Origin of the sequence: Mesorhizobium sp. ES1-4, assembly GCF_020164745.1 — a bacterium.
Classification (GTDB): domain Bacteria; phylum Pseudomonadota; class Alphaproteobacteria; order Rhizobiales; family Rhizobiaceae; genus Mesorhizobium.
This window is the reverse complement of record NZ_JAIUGV010000017.1, coordinates 20,633-41,975: the sequence shown is the minus strand read 5'-3', so window position 1 is coordinate 41,975 and position 21,343 is coordinate 20,633. Positions and strand designations below refer to the sequence as shown.

The window sequence follows — 21,343 nt, the reverse complement described above, 5'->3', positions numbered from 1 at the left end:
AAATGCGGTTCTCCTGCGCGGCGGCAGCGCTCAGGCGGCCGACGGGCCGGGGTCGTCGAACCCGTCCGGAGCCACCGGGACGAGACGGGGCTGGTCATAGAATGCCCCGCGTATCAGCTTCAGCATCGGCTTGCGCTGCGTGGCTACCTGTCGCATCGCTTCCTCTTCCCGCCTTGCGGCCTCGGGCTGGTAGAGCACTTCGCGGAGCAGGATACGTTCTTCCTCACCGTCGACGTTGGTCGTGACGAATTCCTGGCCATCGGAAAGACCAAGCAGCGCCAGTCCGCGCGCGGTCGTGATAGGCAGGAACATCCCGATCGGCGAGGTTATCCGGTCGCTCGAGATCACGCGTGTGTCCGGATCGCGGCCGTTTACGCTGAAGACTACCCGGCTGCTGAGCGTGGCGACGTTCACGGGAATGTCGTCCCGGAACATGACCGTGGCTGACTCGATCTTCCTCTTGAGGATCGGGGCGAGCGGGTCGTCCCGGCCAAGGCAGCGGTCGCGCATGACTTCCAGGATGGTAAAGTCCTTCGTGGTGAGGATGCAGGTTTCTTTTGACATCGTAGTTCTCCATTGCTCCGTCTGGGAGCGCTAACTCGGGACGAGGTGAAGAACCCCTGGCCGCATGCGTGCGGCACAGGGGGCTACGATCCTGCGATGAGGCATCCTCCGCAGAGCGAGAGGCGGCTCAGGGGCGTCGACACGGTCATGCCGTCCGTAGCTCGGGCTGCGGCCGTGCAGGCTGTGCGACATCAGTCTGTTCAACGCGCTCGACGGTCAGCCTGTGGATGCGGCCGTCGCGCGACGTCCAGTCAATCGACTGCGAGGCGGACAGGCCGATCAGTGCCGCGCCGATAGGCGTCAGGACAGAGACCTTGCCCATGGCAATGTCAGCCTCGCCGGGGAACACCAGCGTGACGGTCCGGTCCTCGCCCGCGTCGGTGGTGAACCGAAGCGTCGAGCCCACGCGGACGACGTCGGCCGCAATGCGCCTGTCCTCTACCACGCGGGCGCGGTCGAGTTCGGCGAGGAGCTGCTCGGACATGTCCGGATCCCTCGCAGCGCGGGATTCGGTAAGGCGCGATAGGCTCTGATGGTCGGAGCGGGTCATGGTGATGGCAGGCCTGCGCCTGCCCGTGGTGGTGGCCATTTTCAAAACTCTCTAAAATGTTCGAACCGCCGGTGCGGCAACGGCGCCAACGGAAGATTGTCTGTGTGAATTTGTTTGTCGCCGTTCCTACAGCGCTGCGTATTGCAGCGTGAAGGCTTATGCCCCGCGGCCGGGGCGCGACGCGACCGAGCCGGGGGTTAGTGGCCCTCGATGGGGAACGCCCGTCCGAGCGGGAGGATGCAGCGATCAGTCAACATGCCATAGAACGTGGGACACCCCAGACACAAAGTCAAGCTGGGTGCATTGCCTGCACCCGCATCCGACTGGCGGATGCTCGTCGCTGCCGCCACGGCTGCTTGACAAGCATGCCGATAACTCCCACCTCTGGGGCATGACCAGCGTCTTCCCCCTCAACGGAATTCTCTACAGGGTGTGCCCCATCGCGGGCCACTAGCCCCCGGTCGGACGCATTGCGAACGGCTGCGGGGCACGGGTGTCGGGCCCGGGCTGGAGCAGGTAGATCGCAGATTGCGAGCCCTTCCCGTGCCGACGGCCGTTCTCCGGCATCCAGGTCTGGTGCGTGCCCCAGCCGAGCTCGGCCGGCTGGAGGCCCTCGGCGATGAATCCTTCGACCGACCAGGTGTTGACGAAGGTTCCAATCGGCTTCGGCGACAGCGACCGCTGGGTGTCGCGCTCGGCGATATGGATGCCCTTGACGCCGACACGCTGCATAAAAGCGCCGCCCATTCCTCCCGCGACTTAGGCTCCGGGCTTTCGCCCGTGTCCTGGGCCAGGTTGAGCAACGCCTGCTTGACGGGCCATGAGACCAGGCCTGGATTGGCGCCGCAGCAGTTCACGGCCGTCGCGCCACCGGGGTTTTCCGCCTGCGCCTCGAGGATGATGATCTCGCGTAGGGCGTAGTTGGTGCGTGCCTCCGGACCGGCGCTCTCATCAAGGTAGAAACCTGCCCAGGGTTCGGCGACGGTATCGATGTAGAGCGCTCCGACTTCGCGGCAGAACTACATTACGGCACGGGATGAGACGTCGACCGACACGTTGACGCAGAAGCCCTGTCCCCCGCCTTGCGTGAGCAGCGGTTTCAAGAGGTTCCGGTAGCTGTCGCGGGTGACAGCCGCATGGACGAAACGGATACCATTCTCGTCGAGGAGCGCACGGTCCGCGTCGTTCGGATCGATGACGACGAAGCGCGAGCGGTCGAACTCGAAATGGCGCCCCAGTAGGTGCAGCATGCCTTTGCCGATCGAGCCGAACCCGATCATGACGAGGGGCCCCGTGATCCTGCCGTGAACCGGCCATTCGTTCTTGTTCATGCACTGTCTAATCTTCTTCAGTTCTGCGCCTGTCTGGCGTGCCACCCTGGCTCGGAGAGCGCAGAGAACTCTATCCAGACGCGCAAGCGCGTGCCGCGCCTGAGCGTGCACCGCATCGGTATGCTTTGCCATTTCCGTCTGCACAGGTTTGCGACGACTCGGGCGCGTCGATGCCATTGAAGCGGATGCGCTTGCCATGGATTTCGATTGTGTCACCGTCGATGACGGAAGCACGGCCGACCAAATCCTCCTGAACCTAAGAAGTCTTGCCCTGCGCGAAGGGGATGAATCCCGGACTATCTCCTGAGACGAAGCGGAACCCGAAATACCCGGCGGCGCCCGCAGCCAGGAGCGCAGCTGTGACCGTCCAATACCAGCTTCCTTTCGAGCGCAGTCGTGAACGCCGCGTCGTCCCGTTCTTTCGCCGCCACCTCAGTCGAACAAGATCACCCATTGCCGCCCCCGATGCGTCGGACACATTGCTCCAAGACCAAACCTTTCGCCATATGCGGTGGAAAATTCGGCCAACTGATCTGTGCCGAAGATCTGGCGCTGTCTATCGTCGTGGACGCCGAGTGCTCCGCGGGACGGAAATCTCCCATCATGGATGTTGGCATTCAGCTCAGACAGACGCTGTAGGAGTTTCTCTAGCCAAATCAGCCCAAGAAAACTGGTCCTTTCAACTCCCGAACATCGGGCTCCCGACATGCGGGGGCGACTATCTCATTTCGAAACTAGACGAACATCATGACGACGATCGCGCCGATGACAATCAGGACAAGGCCGCCGATCAGCATCGGCAACAGGCTGTTGTCCGGGTCGATACCAGATTCAAACTGCTGTGTTATCGGCTTGTCGCTCTTCTTTCGTTCAGCCATGGCTCGTCTCCTTGCGAGAAAAAATCAGCATCCGTCCGGTAAGGGGCAATGCCTGCGCAGGTGACCGTGACGGCTGTCTGCTCCGTCCTCAAATTGATCCGGCAACGAGATGGCGCGGCTCTTGATCCTTCGCGGCAAGACATTTTGTCTCCGATTGTAAAGAGGCGTCGGCCTTTACCCACCATCTCGCGCCGGGCCGGAAGCTTGGGGTGGTGACGGCCTGCCGAGGAAATGTTGAGGCATCAGTGCGACGTCGGCCAACGTGTAACGATCGAGGATGCTCTGGAAGGAGGCTATCGCTTCGCCAAACATGCTTGAAAGCTTGCAGGAGCCGGTGAGCACACATTGGTTTCCGGAGGCAAAGCACTCCACAACCGCGAAATCCGGCTCGGTCAGCCGTATGACTTCGCCGATCCGGATCATCTCGGGCCGAAGTCCCAGAACAAGGCCGCCGGAACGGCCGCGGACCGCCTTCAGGTAGCCGCCGCGCGTCAGGGTATTGGCGACTTTGTTGAGGTGTGTCTTCGACACCTTGAAGGTGCGGGCAGTCTCCTCGATCGTGATCAGGCGATCGCCAGCGGAGGCCGCGTACATCAGCATCCTCAAAGCATAGTCCGAGAAATTGGTCAGCCTCACCGGCGGTTCCTCTCTTGGATTGGCGGGCTGTTACGGGAATCACTCACAAACCAATTCGGCATCACAGGTGTTTCTCGGCAATCGGTTCGATGCCCATCGTAGGCTCTCCGCGACTGAAGGCGACCGCGAGGCGAAAGCTGTGAGCGATGCGCAGCGCGCGATCCATGAACAGCACCGCAACCTCGGGCGGACAGATGCGATGCACCGTGGCGCGAAACAACTTCAACCAACGCCGGAAATGCACCTCGCCGAGGCCGGCTATCGCGAGATGTGGTGGCAGGGGCCGCCCTTCATATCGGGCCGTTCGCAGCAGTGTCGCGGACCAGAAGTCGCACATCTTTGCCAAATGACGCGGCCATTCGTCGGGCTGTATCCTCTGGTGGAATATGGGGCCGAGAAGCTCATCGCGGCGAATTTCATAGTAAAAGCCGTGAACCACACCATGGATCATGGTCTCGTCAAGCACATCCGGCAACGGGACGCCGTCGACGATGATCGTTCTCTTGCTCCGACTATTCCCGCTCATAATGCGCGCTCCGATTTCCGCAAGGCCAAGGCGGCATTGGCATCGTCGCCAGGCACAATCCAACCTGCCGACGGTACGGGTTCCTTGAGAGTGCTGTCCGACTGTCGATGCGAATGGATTGCCTCATCCGCAGCACCGAAAGTGCGCATCCTTGCAGCCGCGTTCTGCGACGAGGATCGATGGCTTGCATTCTCATGGTGCCTTGGCATGGACTCGAACAAGCATCCCAACTAAAACATATATTGTCAATCTATGTTTTAGGAAAGACGGTCATGAAGTGAGTATACAATGGATTGGAGGGCGTTCTGCTGAACCGCAACCTGCCGAAGGCCGGGCTTATTCGGAGTGCCTCATAGCCGAAGCGTCGACAGGTTGGGCATTCCGCATGGCACAGATGCCAGCAGCGTACGCCCGCGACCAACGGGGTCTAGGCATTGCTCAACTGCCTAGGCATGACAATGCCAGGCTCGACCTGGCGAGTGTGCGAATTGGTAGAAATGGTCGGATACAGGTCAGCATCGAGTATCGCCATCACCTCACCGGCTGACTGTGCCTGTCGCAGTCCCTCTCGAATCTGAGGCCTCCGAAGCACCCGGCACACCTGTGAAAGAGCGGGAAGGAAAGCGGAAACGGCAGAGCGCGGCCAGAGCAACGTGTAAACGATATCGACCGGGTCGTCGTCTGGTCCGTCAAAATCGATAGGCGGAGCCAGTCGTGTGAAAGACACGCAAGGCGAAGAGATCATGTCGAGCAGAACGTGTGGGATCGCCACGCCGCGGCCGATACCCGTCGAGCCGAGGCCCTCGCGATACAAAAGACCGCTGAGAACCACATGTTCGTCCAGCCCTGATCTCCGTGCAATCCTGACGGCGATCCTCGACAAGGCCGAATGCTTTCCCTTAGTCGCGAGGTCAAGCGAAATGTCTTCTTCTGAAAAGATGTGGGGGATCATCACAGTCGCCTCTAAGCCGATCCAAACGCGATTGCGAACGAGCGTTCGGCCACATTGCCTACGCAAGGCAATGTTCACTTTTGACTGAATAGGGATCCTGGCCGTCCCGGACGCAAAGCCAGGGTCTTTTCGCGTCCGGGCTAGAGGCCTGCTTTGAAGCGCCGTGGATATCGTCGGAGATTTTGCATGAAAATATGCATAACAACAAAAATGTAGTGAAGGTCTTTTTGGAATCAAGCGACGTCGATAATGGCGGGTCGCTTCAGAGTTATCAGATGTTGCGGGTATAACTCCTTCGACCATTTGACACGTGCTGCCCCGGTTCGCGAGATATCGCGAATGATCCTCGGCCCTTGCCGATGCGCATTCTGCGATCTTCGCCGACGCGTGACTGAAGAGAATTCTTGGATGCGAACAAGGGGCACCAGACAAACGCAAAAATAATGCACTGAAACGCCATTTAATTTCGTTTGACGAAGATGGCCGTCTCCTCCTTGCTTGGGCGAGACCGAACGGGCCGTGTCAGCGCGATAGGATCGGATTTTAGGCCTTCCAGATTTCGGCTGTCGCACGGCTTCTACCCAAGCAAAGGAGTACCGTCATGAAAAAGCTTGCCCTCGCAGTTGCCGTGACAATGGCCTGTTCGTTTTGCGCCATGGCGGCTAGTGACGTCGCCAAATCGCCGCCGCCTGCTCCTTACGAACAGGTCAGCAAACTTGTGAAATTGCCCGACTTCCTCCCGGGCATGGGTCAACTCTTCGTCGATCCGGCGACGTTGCCGGCCGGTCCGTTCCTTGCCTATGACCACGACGGCAAGCTTGTCAGCAGCATCTACATGCTTCCGATCAAGGAACTCAATCCGGACAAGCGTTTTGACAACCTCGCGGCGCCGGGCGGCAACGTCGACCATGTCGACGTTTACTACAATGCCGGGCACCCTGGCGTTCCAGAACCGCACGTCCACGTGGTGCTGTGGCATGTCTCGGCCACCGACGAGGCGCGGGTCGCCAAATGACACTCACGCGCCGTGAGATAGTTGGCGCGGGCGGCGGTTTCGCCGCCCTGGCGCTTTCGTCTTTAGCCGTGTGGGCCGGCGACATCGTCGACATCGCGATGAAGGGTCGCGACGATGGCTCGCACGTCTGGTTCGACCCTATCGGCGTTCTGATCAAGCCAGGTCAGACGGTCCGCTGGACAAACCTCAATCCTGGCAACTCGCACACGACCACGGCGTACAGCCCGAAGAATTTCGGGCGGCCGCTGCGCATGCCCAAGGCCGCAAGACCATGGGCCTCGGACTACCTCCTGCCTCACGAGACCTTTTCGGTGGCCTTCACCGAACAGGGTGTCTATGACTATTTCTGCATTCCGCACGAGCATGCCGGAATGGTCGGCCGCATCATCGTCGGCGAACCCGTGACAAACGGCTGGACCCAACTTGACGGAGCCAATGGCGACCTCCCGGAGGAGGCCCTCAAGGCGTTTCCGACAGTCGAGGAAATCATGGCGAAAGGGATCGTCCGGCCCGCTTAGGCTGTGCATGAGACACACGACCGCCAGCAACAAGGAGAATTGAATACGACGATGGGAACGGGAGCGCCAGATTCCTCGCCATCGTCAGCGTCGATCAATTTGGGGGCGATCGTTATGACAGCCAATATTTTCCCGGGCGAACCTCAATCACGGTCCCACGCGACACGGGACGACAGCGCTCATGCGATGGACGTGCCCCCGACCGCAGCCCAACAGCGTGAGCGTGCGACGAACCGGCTTGCAGCTCTGGGCGAGATGACGGGCGGCATTGCCCATGACTTCAGAAACCTCCTAGCAGTCATCGAATCCGGCCTGCGGCTTGCCGAAAGGCGAGCCGACGAACCCGAAAGCGTGCGGGCCTACATCGCGGCGGCGCGGCAAGGAATCGATCGAGGGATCGAGCTAACGTCTCAACTGCTCGCCTTCGCAAAACATCAGGAACTCGATGCCCATGCGGGCGACCTGAACGAGTTCCTCAGGTCTTTCGAGCCCTTCCTCAGGTATGGCGCGGGACCAGATGTCAGGGTCAAGCTCGAACTCGGTTCCGATGTCCCGCTCTGCATGGTCGACCCCGCGTTCTTCGATGCAGCCGTGCTTAACCTCGTCATCAACGCGCGCGATGCCGTCTCAAATGACTCCGAAGTCCGGGTCACCACCGGACGACTGGTGCAGACGACCGCCTCACCTGATCCGCCCGGGCCGGGAAGCTACGCCTACGTTCGGGTCGAGGACCACGGTTGCGGCATGGCTCCGGAGGTGTTGCAGAAGGTTTTCGATCCCTTCTTCACGACGAAGGGCGAAAAAGGCACAGGGATAGGACTGTCGCAGGTGCAGGCATGGCTGGATATGGTGGGTGGCCGGATCCGAATTGCAAGCGAGCAAGGCATCGGAACGACGGTCGACCTGCTGTTCCCGTCAATCCAGGCGGAAGCCTAACAAGGCTCCTGCTATCTCCTCTCGTCGCGTGCGACGGAATGCAATCCTGCCAGCGCAGGACCTACCACGCTCTCATCCGCACTTGCCGATTGCACCGCGTAAACCGGATACGAGAATTGCGGCATTTCAGGCACAAGATGAAGCCGGCCTGCTTCTATGTGAGATTGCACTGAGCTCATTCTGAAATATCCAGAGCCGCCTGTCGCAAGAACATAGTTCAGGGCGAGCGGACCGAGATCGAAGGAAAGATCCGGCGCAGCACTCGGGAAATTCATCCCGTGGTGAAGTCCAAAATCCGGCCCCCAATCCATATAAACATATGATTCATCCACGACACGGGCATCGGAATTGGTAGTCACCAGGACGAGCTTTTCTTCCAAAAGCAGATCGATTTTCAAACCCGGTCTGTGCGGGGGCGCGTACATGATGGCCAAGTCGACCAGTCCCGAGGCGACCTGGTTGATCAGATCCTGTGGCACGTCGACGTGCACTCGCAGCGCGATATCCTGAAGCGATTGGCGCATCCAGCGGACCCAGTCGAGCAGAAGAGGTTGCGCAAGGCTGACTTCGCTGCCGACCGTCAGGACGGCCCGGCGCCCTGGAGGCACGGCAACCTGGTGAAGGGTGCGTTGCCATAGTTGGACGAACATCGGGGCGTGGCGCAGGAATTGCTCGCCTGCCGGAGTGAGCGAAGCTCCGCCTTTGTGCCGAACGAAGAGCGGTCGACCCAGTTGCTGTTCAAGGTTGCGGATTCGCGCGCTCACGGTCGTCTGAGCGACGTTCAGGCGTTCCGAAGCTCGAATGAAACTCCCTGTAGAAACGATCTCGATAAACGTGCGAGCCAGTTCAATATCCATGAGCGCTAATAGCATAAAAATTGCGCTTAAATGTCAATGAATTTCGTTTGCCACACAACAAGCGAGAACATTAGGCTTCGGTAATCCACCAAGCAACGCGCTGAATGCTGCGCAGCGCCAAGTTGGAGCGGGCGCGAGCCCTCTCCATCCTCACCTATCGTTTTGCCTGCAGTGTCACAGGAGAAATCATGTCGACGAAAGAGAAGAACGACCAAAGCGATGTAGGACGTCGTGACTTTCTGAAACTGTTCGGCGCGGCCGGTGCGGCAGCAGGCACCCTGCCGTTTGGCGGATCCGCATCAGCGGACGAGATTATGGCAGCGGCCGCAACAGACACGAAACATCATCACGCCGCCGCCGAACCTCACGCCGGAGGCCCTGGCTGCGAATTCTTCAATGTCGACGAATCCGCCTTCGTCGAGGCGGCGGTCGACACGCTCATTCCCAGCGATTCAACCGGTCCCGGCGCCAAGGAGCTCGGCGTTGCGACCTACATCGACCGGCAGATGGCCAGCGGATACGGCAAGGGCGACCGGCTGTACCTGGAAGGGCCGTTTGGCGAGGGTGCGCCCGAGCAGGGCTATCAATTGCCGATGACACCCTCGGAGCTGATCCGGGCGGGCATCGCCGATGTCAACGCCGTTGTACAGAAAAGCCACAAGAACAGCTTCGCGGCCCTTTCGGCAAAGGACCGCGCCGCGGTTCTGGCCGACCTTGACGCCAAGAAGACCGAGCTTCCAACAGTGCCGACCGGAACATTCTTCGGGCTTCTGCTGCAACTCACGATCGAAGGCTATTTCGCGGACCCGATGTATGGCGGAAACAAGGACGCGGCGACCTGGAAGATGATCGGCTTCCCCGGCGCGGATGCCATGTACGCGGACAAGATCGAGCCGTTTCGGAACAAGCCCTACAAGGCTGAACCAAAGGGCATCCAGGACCTCATTTGATCGTCGGAAGAGAAGGAGATTTTGACATGGCCACCAAACTGAACGCGGTCGATGTCCTGATTGTCGGTCTTGGGTGGACAGGCGGCATCATTGCCAAGGAGCTTGCGTCAACCAAGCTGAAGATCGTCGCCCTCGAGCGGGGAGGCCCGCGTGACACCAATCCGGACTTCATCGATCCGGAAATCCATGACGAATTGCGCTACGCGGCTCGCTACGACCTCATGCAGAACGTGCGGCGGGAGACCATCACATTCCGCAATGGTGAATCGCAAACGGCGCTGCCTATGCGTCAACTCGGCTCCTTCCTGCCCGGCCAGGGCGTCGGCGGCGCCGGCGTGCACTGGAACGGCGTGACCTGGCGCTGGCTCGAATGGGATCACCAGGCGCGCACCCGGACCGTCGACAAGTACGGCGAGAAGATCATCCCCTCGGACATGCACCTTCAGGACTGGCCGATCACCTACGACGATCTCGAACCCTATTACGACAAGTTCGAGAAAACCTGCGGCACCTCCGGCAAGGCCGGCAATCTCAACGGCCGGAAAATCGACGGCGGCAACATCTTTGAGGGATCGCGAAAGGAAGATTACCCCAATCCGCCGATGATTGCCGCGCAGAGCATGGTGATGTTCGAGAAAGCGGCCCGCAATCTCGGCTACCATCCTTTCCCCAATCCATCGTCCAACGCGTCGCGCGACTACGTCAATCCCGACGGGGTGGCCTTCGGCCAATGCCACTATTGCGGCTTCTGCGAGCGCTTCGGTTGCGAGGCCAATGCCAAGGCGAGCCCCCATTTCACCGTCATTCCGCTGGCGCTGAAGAACCCGAATTTCGAACTGCGCACAAATTCGATCGTGCTGAAGGTCAATCTCGACTCGACCCGCAAGAAGGCGGTCAGCGTCACCTATCTCGACGCGCGCGGGCGCGAATTCGAACAGCCTGCCGACCTCATCATCCTGTCGGCCTATGCGCTCGGCAACGTCAATCTGTTGCTGCAGTCCGGCATTGGCGTGCCCTATGATCCGGCAACGGGGAAGGGCGTGGTCGGCCGCAACTATGCCTATCAGTGCGGTGGCGGGGCCACCGCCTTCTTCGACAAGAAAACCATCCTGAACCGCTACATGGGCGCCGGTGCGCTCGGCACCTGCATGGATGATTTCAACGGCGACAACTACGATTTCGTGAAGGTCGGCTACATTGGCGGCGGCGGCATCAGCTGCAGCAACTCGGGCGCCCGGCCTATCCAGTCGCATCCAACTCCGCACGGCACACCGCGTTGGGGCTCCGACTGGAAGCAGGCAGTGGTCGACAATTATGACCACGCGGCCAGCGTTGGCAATCAAGGGGCCGTCATGGCCTACCGGCAGAACTACCTGAGCCTCGATCCGACCTACACCGACGTCTTTGGACGTCCGTTGATGAGGATGACGTTCGACTTCCAGGACAACGAGGTAAAGCAAATGAACGGTCAGGCCGACATCTGCGTGGAGATCGCCAAGGAAATGGGCGCGACCAAGGTCGATCGGGGCATTCCGCCTGTGCCCTATTCGATCGTGCCATATCAGAGCACGCACAACACTGGCGGGGCGGTCTTCGGAGCCGACCCGAGCACCAGCGTTCTGAACAAATATCTCCAGGTCTGGGATGTCCCGAACGTATTCGTCACTGGCGCTTGCGTGTTTCCGCAAAACGCAGGGAAGAATCCGACCGGGCCGGTGGGCGCTCTTGCCTACTGGGCAGTGGACGCGATCAAGAACCAGTATCTGAAGAGCCCAGGCCAATTGGTTCCCTCCTGAGGCAACGCCTGCCGGACCCGGATCCGCGGTTCGGGTCCGGCAGGCTGGGTGTGTTTCGAACCTCTTATTGCCGGGAGCCGGCTCTACCGGAACCGACCCGTAACTCATTGAAGGCAGCAAACATGAAATCGACCATGCTTGGATTGGCGGCCGCGATTCTCACCGCAGTCGGTTCAGCGCATGCGCAGGACACATCTCCTGGCAATGCTGAAGCCGGCGCCGTCGTCTTCAAGAGATGCATGTCCTGCCATGCGGTGGGCCCTGATGCCAAGAACGGAGTAGGGCCCGTATTGAATGGCGTCGTCGGCCGTGCGGCAGGCACTTACCCGGATTACAACTATTCCGCCGCGAACAAGGATTCGGGCCTGACCTGGGATGAACCGACGCTGACCACATATCTGCACGCGCCGCGCAAGTTGGTGCCAGGCACAAAGATGACATTCGCCGGTCTCAGCAAGGACCAGGAGATCGCCGATGTGATCGCCTACCTGAAACAGTTCAACGCTCAAGGACAGAACGTCTCCCCCTGAATCAGGGGCGACCTGTCCCGGCTTGCAAGCAAGCACATGAAGTTCCTCCTGCATCAGGGTCTGGGGTATTCCACGGTTCATCAGATCGGTGACCACCTGCGAAGCCATGGAACTGGCCATCACTGGATCGAGCGATATCGCGGCAGCATTTTCGTGATCGTATCCGATCAAGCCGACGAGAAGATCCTTCGAAAGGAGTTCTCCGGGCTTCTCGATGCCGTCAACGAAAAGGAGACGGACGGATGAGCGGAAAAGTCTTCGACGAGAGAGTAAAACTGAAGCGGGCCTATGAGAGCCCTGCTGCCGACGATGGCACGCGGGTGCTGATTGACCGGCTTTGGCCGCGCGGGGTCAAGAAGACCGACGCCGCCATCGACTGCTGGATCAAAGAACTCGCGCCAAGCACCGAGCTTCGGAAATGGTTCGGACACGATCCCGCCCGCTGGCAGGAATTCCGTCGGCGATATGCGGCGGAAATCCACGAGCGTCGCGATGACCTCGACCGGCTGCGCGACCTGATGCGGCAGGGCGCCGTCACACTCGTCTACTCGGCTCATGACGAGACCCACAACGATGCCATCGTCCTTAGGGAGGTTTTGCTGAGGCATCGATAGAGACGCCGCGCCGGGCTGCCTTGGCCTTCAAAGACATTGGGCGTGCGATCACGACAGCGAGACCAAAATCACCTTTCTGGAACCAAACAGAAGAAGCCTCATCAAAGCGCCGATGGACACGTTCACGTTGAAGAGAAAAACGATGAAATTCTTTGTCGATACCGCCGATATATCTGAAATTCGCGAGCTTGCCGCTGTTGGCATTCTCGATGGGGTGACCACAAACCCGTCCCTTATCGCAAAGACCGGCCGACCGATCAGGGATGTGATCAAGGAGATTTGCCAGACGGTCGAGGGCCCGGTTTCAGCGGAAGTCACCGCGACCGACTTCGACGGCATGATCGCCGAGGGAGAGCGTTTAGCCCGCATTGCGGCCAATGTGGCCGTCAAGGTGCCGTCGACCTGGGATGGATTCAGGGCCTGCCGGGCGCTCAGTCAGCTCGGACACAAGGTCAATGTCACGCTGTGCTTTTCGGCCAACCAGGCTCTGCTCGCGGCCAAGGCGGGCGCGACCTTCATTTCGCCATTCGTCGGCAGGCTCGACGATCTCGGTCTGGACGGCATGGAAGTGGTCCGGGAAATCCGCGCGATCTACGACAATGACAAATCCTTCACGACGGAGATCCTCGCGTCTTCAATTCGCACCCCTCTCCACGTCAAACAGGCGGCGATGGCAGGCGCCGATATCGCGACCGTGCCGCCGGCGGTGCTCAAAAATCTCGCCAGGCACCCGCTCACCGACAAGGGCCTCGAGTCCTTTCTCGCCGATTGGCGTAAGACGGGGCAAGCGATCCTGTGACCGCCCGCATTGGGGTCGCCGATCCCACATAAAAATTGCACACAATTGCAGATTAAATTCGTTTGCATGGTACCGGAGATGGCGGGAAACTGACGCATAAGAGCTGCGCAAGTCCGCATCCAACAGGGCAAAACCAGCCCTTTCCAGACTGTGATGCCCGCGAGGTTCCTGCTTCTCGGCCATAACGAGCGATTTTTACACAGGATCGCCAAGGGAGAGGAAGATGGTTGAAGGACATACCAAATTAGCTGGACCTGATCTGGCTCAGGGCGTCGCGGTGTCCGACCTTCCCGACGGCGGAAAGCTTGTCGGTCACTGCGGCGATGAGCAGGTGTTGCTGGTGCGCCGAGGGGCCGAGGTCTTCGCCACCGCGGCGACATGCACGCATTACGGCGGCCCGCTCGTTGAAGGTCTTCTGGTGGGAGATACCGTCCGGTGTCCCTGGCATCACGCATGCTTCGATCTGCGGACCGGCGAGGCCTTGCGCGCTCCCGCCTTCAACCCACTCGCTTGCTGGTCGGTTGAACAGCGAGAAGGCAAGATATTCGTGGTCGAGAAGCGCAAACGAACGGCAGCCAAGCTGCGAGATGGCAATGCGGCTCCGGACAAGATTGTCATCGTCGGCGGCGGCGCGGCCGGCTTCGCCGCCGCCGAGACACTGCGGCGCGAGCAATACCAGGGCAGCATCGTCATGATCAGCGATGACCAAGCGCCGCCCGTCGACAGACCGAACCTCTCCAAGGACTATCTCGCCGGAAAGGCGCCGGAGGATTGGATCCCGCTCCGCGGGGAGAAGTTCTATTCGAAAAACAATATCGACCTGCGTCTCGATACGAAGGCCGATCGCATCGACCTGCATTCACGCGAGGTTGTCCTCGCGGATGGCGGCAGGATTGCCTACGAAAGGCTGCTGCTGGCCACGGGGGCCGAACCGGTTCGGCTTGCTATCCCCGGAGCCGAGCAATCACCCTTCCACACGCTGCGCTCTCTCGCGGATTGCAAGGCGATCATCGAGCGGGCCACGAATGCGCGACGCTGCGTCGTGCTTGGCGCCAGTTTCATTGGCTTGGAGGTTGCGGCGGCCCTGCGCTCGCGCGGCATCGACGTTCATGTCGTAGCGCCAGACAGAAGGCCTATGGAGCGGGTCCTGGGTCCGCAAATGGGCGATTTTATCCGCGCCCTCCATGAGGAGAAGGGTGTCGTGTTCCATCTCGAGGACACCGCGGCCAGCATCGACGGCGGCAAGATGAAGCTCAGCAGTGGCGGCACGTTGGCGGCCGATTTCGTCGTGGCCGGCGTCGGCGTGAGGCCACGCACTGGGCTCGCGGAAAAGGCCGGGCTCAAGCTCGATCGCGGTGTCGCGGTGAACTCGTTCCTGGAAACGAGCGCGCCCGGAATATTCGCGGCCGGCGACATTGCCCGGTGGCCCGACCCTCATAGTGGCGAGACTATCCGGGTAGAGCACTGGGTGGTTGCAGAGAGACAGGGGCGCACCGCGGCACTCAACATGCTTGGCAATCGCGAGAAGTTCGCCGCGGCGCCGTTCTTCTGGAGCCAGCATTACGATGTCCCCATCAACTATATCGGCCATGCCCAGCGATGGGATGAGATCTCGGTCGATGGAGACATCACGGCCAGGGATTGCCTGCTTCGTTTCAAACGGGAAGGGCGCACTTTGGCTGTCGCTTCGATCTTCCGCGATCTCGAAAGTCTGGAGGCCGAGGCGGAAATGGAGCGCCAAATGACAGGCTAGAAAGCGCTCTCGAGCACCGACGAGAGCGCAAGGGAATGGCGGAGCAGGTATGTCGTCGTGACGGAAAGGAGTTTGACCTATGTCCACATTGCAACGGGAATTTAACGTCGGCAGGGATTTGCGCATCGTTGCGCCCATTCAGCATTATTCAAAGATCATCGAGTTCGCCAAGGAGGTTGCCAGGGAAGAAGCCCATCAGATGCCGACCTCGGTTGAAATCTTTTCGGACAGCGGTCGCTGGTACTGCCAGGTCCGTCGCGGCAATGAAAAGACGCGGCCGATGGGACCCTATACCAAACTACAGGCTGAACGGATTCAGGAAGCTCGCAGAGCGTTGATAGCCAAAAGAGGCACCGCTCGGATTATGTTCGAGTAGGACGGGGACCTAACGATCACGCCGGCCGGCGTACTTCTCACCACAACGATCGTTCGTCATTGAGTTTGTTGGAACGTTGCGAGGCAGGCCTCCGGCCTTTGCCGCATTGTGAACCAGGTCTCGCGCGGGACCTGTTGACGCTCCCGTTTGCCGAGCCGGCATCATCTTCAACCAACGGAAGGAAAGCCGATATGGGCTACAAGTCGATCGTTCTCAATCTCGACATCGACGGGATAGTCGCTCCTGTTGTCAAGCTCGGTGTCGATCTGGCCCAGCGCTTCGATGCGCGCCTGGTAGGCCTCTCTGCTGCCGACGTTCCACCGCCTGTTGTAATGGAAGGAGGAGTGGCCTTCGAAGGAGAGAGCATGATGCGCCAGCGGAAGAACATCGAGCGACGAATTGAGGACCTCCGCGCCGAGTTCGAAGGCTTTGCTGGCGCAACGGTTGATACGGAATGGCGTGGGGCTGTGGGCAATCCGACCCGCTTGCTGATCGACGCGGCGCGCGTGGCCGATCTCATCGTCACAGCGTCGCCCGAGGGCGCCTCGTCTGGGAACGTTCATCGTTCCACCGATCTCGGCAATCTGATCCTTCAGGCTGGACGCCCTGTACTGGTCGCCTCGACCAACCAGGAAAATTTCCGCATCAACAAGGTTATTGTTGGATGGAAGGATACGCGCGAAGCCAGGCGCGCGGTTGTTGATTCCATGCCCTTTTTGCAAATGGCTCAGGAGGTTCGCGTGATCACGATCGACAATGACGCGACCGACGAAGCCTGGAACAGTCTGGACGATGTTGTTGCCTTACTTTCCTTTCACGGCGTAAAGGCGATGGCGGACGTGTTTCAGGAAAAATCCGATGGCGGAACGATCGCCGACGTGGCCAACGCAATGCATGCGGATCTGGTCATATCCGGCGCCTACGGCCACAGCAGGTTCAGGGAGTGGATATTCGGCGGTGCTACCCGCTCGCTAGTTGAAAATGATCGACTGAACCGAGTCATGTCGAATTGATCGTTGATACACCAATAGTGGAGCGCATCGCCACAAGCTGACAAATCCTCGAAGGCATCCAGGCCCCTCTGGGTTCGCTGCCCATCAACCATGGCAAGCCTGTCGGCCGGACTTATCGGAAGAGCTCATGCTTGTTATTCGCCTTCTGTGGCGATCAACATCCAATTCCGTTTCTTCGACTGAGTTTCACAGGCGAACGTCCACGTATCGATCATCTCGACGATCTGCCGGGGATCGCCGGCGACGACTGCATTGTTGGCCGAGCGCGTGACACTGACCACGTCGGAAACGTACCGAACAACGATCTCAGCGGTGCCATTCCCCAGGAAAGCGTCGACGACCTTTGCTTGGTCCGTGCTTATGAAGGTGAGCTCCAGCATTTCTTGCCGATCCCGGCGTTTGACGATCTCTCGCTCGAAGGCGGCAAGCACCTCCGGTCCGACAAGGCGCTGCAATGTCTGGATGTCACTATCCGCAAACGCCCGCAGGATGGCTTCATAGGCCCTCTTGGCGCCGGACAGAAATGCGGCGAGGTCGAAATCCGGGTCGACCTTGCGAAGCGCATCCTGGGGCGTGTCCGAGGAGGACGTGTGTTCAGCACTGCCGTCCCGCCGCGCCGACGCAGTTTCCCGCTTGGCCTTCTCCTCGTTCCAGCGCGACAGAAGCTGGCTCCAGCTCCCAAGCATGGCCCAATAAAGCGCGATGATCGCCACGAGCAAGATCTGGCTGTTCGCATCTGTGGTCTCGTTCATGGTATTCACCCAACGACTTGTCGAAAATACACACCTCAATGGATGCGTGGCAGCCTTTCCCACTGATGGAAGGGCGGCGGCGAGGGCAGCTGCCATTCAAGCGTGGTCGCCCCTTCGCCCCATGGATTGGCGCTGGCCGGGCGCTTGCGGCTGAAAGCTTCCGCGACCGCGACGAAGAAGATGATCAGCCCCGCGGTCGAGATGTAGGATCCGATCGAGGAGACGAAATTCCAGCCGGCGAAAGCGTCGGGATAGTCGGCGTAGCGGCGCGGCATGCCGGCCATGCCGAGGAAATGCTGCGGGAAGAAGACGAGATTGACGCCGATGAACATCGTCCAGAAATGCAACTTGCCCAGCGTCTCGCTATACATGTAACCGGTCATCTTGGGGAACCAGTAGTAGAAGCCGGCGAAGATGGCGAAGACCGCGCCCAAAGACAGCACATAGTGGAAGTGGGCGATCACGAAATAGGTGTCGTGCAGCGAGCGGTCGATGCCGGGGCTGGCGACCATGATCCCGGTGACGCCGCCGATGGTGAAGAGCAGGATGAAGCCGGTCGCCCAAAGCATGGGCGTCTTGAACTCGATCGACCCGCCCCACATTGTGGCCAGCCACGAAAACACCTTCACGCCGGTCGGTACGGCGATGACCATCGAGGCGAAGGCGAAGTAGCGCTGGCTCTCGACGGAGATGCCGGTCGTATACATGTGATGCGCCCACACGACGAAGCCGATCGCGCCGATCGCCACCATCGCATAGGCCATGCCGATGTAGCCGAAGATCGGCTTCTTGGCGAAGGTCGAGATGACGTGGCTGACGATGCCGAAGCCGGGCAGGATCATGATGTAGACCTCCGGGTGGCCGAAGAACCAGAACAGGTGCTGGTAGAGGATCGGGTCGCCGCCGCCCTCGGGAACGAAGAATGTCGTGCCGAAGTTGCGATCCGTGAGCAGCATCGTGATCGCGCCGGCAAGCACCGGCAGCGACATCAGCAGCATGAAGGCGGTAACCAGCATCGCCCAGGCGAAGAGCGGCATCTTGTGCATCGTCATTCCCGGCGCACGCATGTTGAAGATGGTCGTGATGAAGTTGATCGCGCCGAGGATCGATGACGCTCCCGCAAGGTGGATCGAAAGGATGACGAGGTCGACCGCGGGGCCTGGCTGGCCGGAGGTCGAAAGCGGCGGGTAGAGCGTCCAGCCGCCGCCATGGCCGAGCGTGCCGGGCGCTCCCGGCACGAACATCGAGGTGACGAACAGGGTGAACGCCATGACTAGCAGCCAGAACGAGATGTTGTTCATGCGCGGAAACGCCATGTCGGGCGCGCCGATCATGATCGGCAGCATCCAGTTGCCGAACCCCCCGATCAGGGCCGGCATGAGCACGAAGAAGATCATGATAAGGCCGTGGGAACTGACGACGACATTGTAGGTCATCGGATCGCCAAATATCTGCAGGCCGGGCTCCTGCAATTCCATGCGGATCAACACGGAAAGCGCGGTACCGAAGACCCCTGCCATGATCGAGAACAGCAGATAAAGCGTCCCGATATCCTTGTGGTTGGTCGAAAACAGCCACCTGGCGAGAAACCGGGGCTTGTGATCATCCAAGGCGGTTGTGGAATCCTGCATGTGTTTTCCCTGCTTCCTGCCAGCGCCCGGTTCAATGACGAAGGGTCGCTTGACGGCCGTCGTCACAATTGGAAAACCAGACCTTGCCTGTGTCGTTCACGCATCGGTGACGATCGTGTCCATGGGGATGTCGTGCGGCTGCGGGTAGATCGTGCGGATTTTGGCATGCCCGTAACCTACTCCGACGACGAAGGGTTTGTTTGGCATCGCGGCAAGAGTCCGGTCGAAGAAACCGCCGCCATAGCCCAGGCGATATCTCGCCTCGTCGAAGCCGACGACCGGCGCGATCACCACATTGGGCTGGACCGAGGGTCCGCGGGAGGGGACAAGAATGTTCCAGACGCCGCGTTCCAGCGGGTCGCCCGGCGCCCAGACGCGGAACTCCAGTGGCCAGCCTTTCTTGATGACGACGGGAAGCGCTATGCGCCCACCGCGCTCGATCACCCTTATTGCCCAGTTGCGAAGGTCGGGCTCGCCGCGGAACGGCCAATATGTGCTGATGATCCGTCCGCTGGTCTTGCCTATCGTCCGGTCCAGGGAGGATGCGATCTTTTCCGAACGAGCCTTTCTCTCCTCAACGTCAACCGCGAGGCGCTCCTCGATTAATCTTTGCCGCTCTGCTTTGCGCCAGCATGCGACGTCACTCCGATCTTCCGACTGGATCGCCAGCATCCCAAATTCGGGCATGAGTTCGTGCATGGAGCAGGGCGGAGAAGCAAATTGCCTTAATTCGCCATCGAGATCTTTCTCATCGGCCATCTCTAGAACTCCGTTTTGTGCTGGCTGGGCGATTCAGGCGCAACACGTCCGGCCCAAAAGCTGCGCTTCACGAAACAGGAAGGCAAACGGAATTAAATGCTGTATTGATGCAATATTATTGCATTGAATGTTGAGGTTGTGATGGACATTGACCGCGCTCGCACGTTTTTAGAAATCGTCCATTCCGGCAGCTTTCTGAGGGCTGCCGACCGACTCCACGTCACCCAGACCACGGTAAGCGCGCGCATACGCACGCTGGAGGAAGAACTCGGACGTCAGCTCTTCATCCGGAATCGCAATGGCGCGCAGTTGACGCCGGCGGGTCGGGAGTTCGAACGGTTTGCCCAGTCATTCGTCCAGATATGGGAGCGCGCCCGCCATCAACTCGCCATCCCATCGGGACGAACAAGTGTCGTTGCCTTGGGCGGAGAGCTCAGCCTGTGGAACCCGCTCCTGCTCGATTGGCTGGTCTGGATGAAGAAGGCCAAGCCTGAAATCGCCATCCAAGCCCAAGTCGGCGTACCGGACCAGCTCCTCGAGCAGCTCAGGACTGGCGTTCTGGACATTGCAGTGCTCTATGCGCCGAAGCTGCTGCCGGGTTTCAGGGTAGAGCTTCTCGTCGAGGAGCAGCTCGTCCTGGTTCGGACCACGGACAAAGAGGGGGAGCCGGTCGGCTCCAAGGACTATGTCTATGTCGACTGGGGGCCGCTGTTTGCGGCCCAGCACGACGCAAGTTCGACCGCGTTCGGGGAACCCGGATTGCTGGTCGGCTTGGGGCCGTTGGGTCTTAGCTATATTCTGCGCGCTGGCGGCATGGGCTATTTCCGCAGAGGCGCCGCGGCTCCTCACATCGAGTCGGGGCAGCTCGAGGTCGTGGAAGGCGCGCCGGAATTCACCTACCCGGCCTATGCAGTCTATCCGGAAGCAAGCGAAGCGCGAGCCGACGTGCGGGACGCGCTACGCGGGCTGAAGCAAGTGGTAAAATGATCGTCCTTCAAGGCTCGAAGCCACGATTCGCATGGCTGGAATGATGGATCGCAACGGATTGACCGAACATGCCTTATCCGTTCCATACCATCGGTCACTCGACCCGTTCGATTGCCGAGTTCGTCGCCCTGCTTCGGGTTGGAGACATCGCCCTGGTGGTCGACATAAGGACCGACCGACGATCGCGGGCGAACCCGCAGTTTAATAGCGAGGTGCTCCCGGAAAAGCTGGCAGCGTTCGGGATCGGATATGAATTCATTGCCGAGCTTGGCGGCCTGCGTGGCAAGGCGCACGACATCCCACCGACGCTCAACGCATTCTGGATCAACCAGAGTTTTCACAACTACGCCGACTACGCGCTGTCGGTGGAATTTCTTGAAGGTTTGAACCGACTTGTGTCCCTCGGCAGGCAGCGGCGATGTGCCATCATGTGCTCGGAAACGCTCTGGTGGCGCTGTCACAGAAGAATTGTCGCGGACTATCTCCTTAGCCGCGGCGAGTCCGTTTTGCATCTGATGGGCCATGACAAGGTCGAGCCGGCGAATCTCACCGACGGCGTGAAGGCAAGGCCCGACGGAACGCTTGTCTATCCGCCTTCACAGCCTTCGGAATAGTCGAGC

Annotated in this window: 24 protein-coding genes and 1 pseudogene; 15 read left to right on the top strand and 10 right to left on the bottom strand. The window is 60.0% G+C overall.

Translation table 11 applies throughout. The features are described from left to right. Positions 1-30 precede the first annotated feature (30 nt). From LB556_RS25945 to LB556_RS25920, 5 genes and pseudogenes are all read right to left on the bottom strand, one after another. Entirely contained in the window at positions 31-564 is a 534-nt protein-coding gene (locus LB556_RS25945; protein ID WP_140883779.1) for a nucleoside-diphosphate kinase, read from the bottom strand. Between the two features lie 145 nt (positions 565-709). After that, positions 710-1,153 carry a nucleoside diphosphate kinase regulator gene (gene rnk / locus LB556_RS25940; RefSeq protein ID WP_224570433.1) on the bottom strand — a complete coding sequence of 148 codons (444 nt, stop codon included), beginning with the start codon at positions 1,151-1,153 and terminating at the stop codon, positions 710-712. A gap of 450 nt (positions 1,154-1,603) precedes the next feature. After that, positions 1,604-2,445 (bottom strand): annotated as a pseudogene (locus LB556_RS25935) (saccharopine dehydrogenase NADP-binding domain-containing protein); the annotation flags it as partial. A 734-nt stretch (positions 2,446-3,179) separates the two neighbouring features. Continuing rightward, positions 3,180-3,323, bottom strand: a complete 144-nt coding sequence (locus tag LB556_RS25925; protein WP_224570432.1) for a hypothetical protein — start codon at positions 3,321-3,323, stop codon at positions 3,180-3,182. 174 nt (positions 3,324-3,497) lie between these two features. Continuing rightward, positions 3,498-3,959, bottom strand: a complete 462-nt coding sequence (locus LB556_RS25920) for an RrF2 family transcriptional regulator (RefSeq protein ID WP_140892726.1) — start codon at positions 3,957-3,959, stop codon at positions 3,498-3,500. Between LB556_RS25920 and LB556_RS25915 the strand changes: the two genes are divergently transcribed. Next, positions 3,946-4,719, top strand: coding sequence for a hypothetical protein (locus LB556_RS25915; RefSeq protein WP_224570431.1), 774 nt, complete (start codon positions 3,946-3,948; stop codon positions 4,717-4,719). The two genes, LB556_RS25920 and LB556_RS25915, sit on opposite strands and share 14 nt — an antisense overlap. Before the next feature lie 193 nt (positions 4,720-4,912). Here the strand turns inward: LB556_RS25915 and LB556_RS25910 are convergent, their stop codons facing one another. Beyond that, positions 4,913-5,437 (bottom strand): PTS sugar transporter subunit IIA, encoded by a 525-nt coding sequence (locus tag LB556_RS25910; RefSeq protein ID WP_140883773.1) that lies wholly within the window; start codon positions 5,435-5,437, stop codon positions 4,913-4,915. Positions 5,438-6,038: 601 nt separating this feature from the next. Here LB556_RS25910 and LB556_RS25905 point away from each other — a divergent pair. The 3 genes from LB556_RS25905 (at position 6,039) to LB556_RS25895 (ending at position 7,906) form a co-directional block, all read left to right on the top strand. Continuing rightward, positions 6,039-6,452, top strand: coding sequence for a DUF5602 domain-containing protein (locus tag LB556_RS25905; protein ID WP_140883837.1), 414 nt, complete (start codon positions 6,039-6,041; stop codon positions 6,450-6,452). After that, the gene (locus LB556_RS25900; RefSeq protein WP_224570430.1) at positions 6,449-6,970 is read left to right on the top strand and encodes a plastocyanin/azurin family copper-binding protein; all 522 of its coding nucleotides are present in this window, start codon (positions 6,449-6,451) and stop codon (positions 6,968-6,970) included. Before LB556_RS25905 ends, LB556_RS25900 begins: the two co-directional genes overlap by 4 nt. A gap of 114 nt (positions 6,971-7,084) precedes the next feature. Then, positions 7,085-7,906 (top strand): sensor histidine kinase, encoded by an 822-nt coding sequence (locus tag LB556_RS25895; protein ID WP_224570429.1) that lies wholly within the window; start codon positions 7,085-7,087, stop codon positions 7,904-7,906. A gap of 11 nt (positions 7,907-7,917) precedes the next feature. On the opposite strand, the gene LB556_RS25890 is transcribed toward LB556_RS25895, so the two are convergent. After that, complete coding sequence (locus LB556_RS25890) at positions 7,918-8,763, bottom strand: LysR family transcriptional regulator (protein ID WP_140883771.1); 846 nt, start codon at positions 8,761-8,763, stop codon at positions 7,918-7,920. A 104-nt stretch (positions 8,764-8,867) separates the two neighbouring features. On the opposite strand from LB556_RS25890, the gene LB556_RS25885 reads away from it, so the two are divergent. The 9 genes from LB556_RS25885 (at position 8,868) to LB556_RS25845 (ending at position 16,594) form a co-directional block, all read left to right on the top strand. Next, entirely contained in the window at positions 8,868-9,713 is an 846-nt protein-coding gene (locus tag LB556_RS25885) for a gluconate 2-dehydrogenase subunit 3 family protein (protein ID WP_224570428.1), read from the top strand. 26 nt (positions 9,714-9,739) lie between these two features. Next, positions 9,740-11,509, top strand: a complete 1,770-nt coding sequence (locus LB556_RS25880) for a GMC family oxidoreductase (protein ID WP_224570427.1) — start codon at positions 9,740-9,742, stop codon at positions 11,507-11,509. A gap of 122 nt (positions 11,510-11,631) precedes the next feature. Then, positions 11,632-12,039: a c-type cytochrome gene (locus tag LB556_RS25875; protein WP_224570426.1), complete on the top strand. Its 408-nt coding sequence runs from the start codon at positions 11,632-11,634 to the stop codon at positions 12,037-12,039. A gap of 36 nt (positions 12,040-12,075) precedes the next feature. After that, the gene (locus tag LB556_RS25870) at positions 12,076-12,285 is read left to right on the top strand and encodes a hypothetical protein (protein ID WP_140892733.1); all 210 of its coding nucleotides are present in this window, start codon (positions 12,076-12,078) and stop codon (positions 12,283-12,285) included. Next, a complete protein-coding gene (locus tag LB556_RS25865; protein ID WP_224570425.1) occupies positions 12,282-12,653 on the top strand; it encodes a DUF488 domain-containing protein in 372 nt (123 codons plus the stop codon). The genes LB556_RS25870 and LB556_RS25865 overlap by 4 nt, the downstream gene beginning before the upstream one ends. 142 nt (positions 12,654-12,795) lie before the next feature. Then, positions 12,796-13,452 carry a fructose-6-phosphate aldolase gene (gene fsa / locus LB556_RS25860; RefSeq protein WP_140892735.1) on the top strand — a complete coding sequence of 219 codons (657 nt, stop codon included), beginning with the start codon at positions 12,796-12,798 and terminating at the stop codon, positions 13,450-13,452. A 223-nt stretch (positions 13,453-13,675) separates the two neighbouring features. Next, on the top strand, positions 13,676-15,205 hold the full coding sequence (locus LB556_RS25855) for an FAD-dependent oxidoreductase (RefSeq protein WP_140883758.1): 1,530 nt from the start codon (positions 13,676-13,678) through the stop codon (positions 15,203-15,205). 79 nt (positions 15,206-15,284) lie between these two features. After that, a complete protein-coding gene (locus LB556_RS25850) occupies positions 15,285-15,581 on the top strand; it encodes a hypothetical protein (protein ID WP_140883757.1) in 297 nt (98 codons plus the stop codon). A gap of 191 nt (positions 15,582-15,772) precedes the next feature. Next, positions 15,773-16,594, top strand: coding sequence for a universal stress protein (locus tag LB556_RS25845; RefSeq protein ID WP_224570424.1), 822 nt, complete (start codon positions 15,773-15,775; stop codon positions 16,592-16,594). A 134-nt stretch (positions 16,595-16,728) separates the two neighbouring features. Here the strand turns inward: LB556_RS25845 and LB556_RS25840 are convergent, their stop codons facing one another. The 3 genes from LB556_RS25840 to LB556_RS25830 form a co-directional block, all read right to left on the bottom strand. After that, on the bottom strand, positions 16,729-17,307 hold the full coding sequence (locus LB556_RS25840; protein ID WP_224570423.1) for a Tim44/TimA family putative adaptor protein: 579 nt from the start codon (positions 17,305-17,307) through the stop codon (positions 16,729-16,731). Between the two features lie 74 nt (positions 17,308-17,381). Next, positions 17,382-18,977: a cytochrome c oxidase subunit I gene (ctaD, locus tag LB556_RS25835; protein ID WP_140883751.1), complete on the bottom strand. Its 1,596-nt coding sequence runs from the start codon at positions 18,975-18,977 to the stop codon at positions 17,382-17,384. 96 nt (positions 18,978-19,073) lie between these two features. After that, the gene (locus tag LB556_RS25830; protein WP_140883749.1) at positions 19,074-19,736 is read right to left on the bottom strand and encodes a 5-formyltetrahydrofolate cyclo-ligase; all 663 of its coding nucleotides are present in this window, start codon (positions 19,734-19,736) and stop codon (positions 19,074-19,076) included. Positions 19,737-19,877: 141 nt separating this feature from the next. Here LB556_RS25830 and LB556_RS25825 point away from each other — a divergent pair, with 141 nt between their 5' ends. Beyond that, positions 19,878-20,723 carry a LysR family transcriptional regulator gene (locus LB556_RS25825; protein WP_224570422.1) on the top strand — a complete coding sequence of 282 codons (846 nt, stop codon included), beginning with the start codon at positions 19,878-19,880 and terminating at the stop codon, positions 20,721-20,723. A gap of 68 nt (positions 20,724-20,791) precedes the next feature. Next, positions 20,792-21,337, top strand: coding sequence for a DUF488 family protein (locus tag LB556_RS25820; RefSeq protein WP_224570421.1), 546 nt, complete (start codon positions 20,792-20,794; stop codon positions 21,335-21,337). The last annotated feature ends 6 nt before the right edge of the window (positions 21,338-21,343 follow it).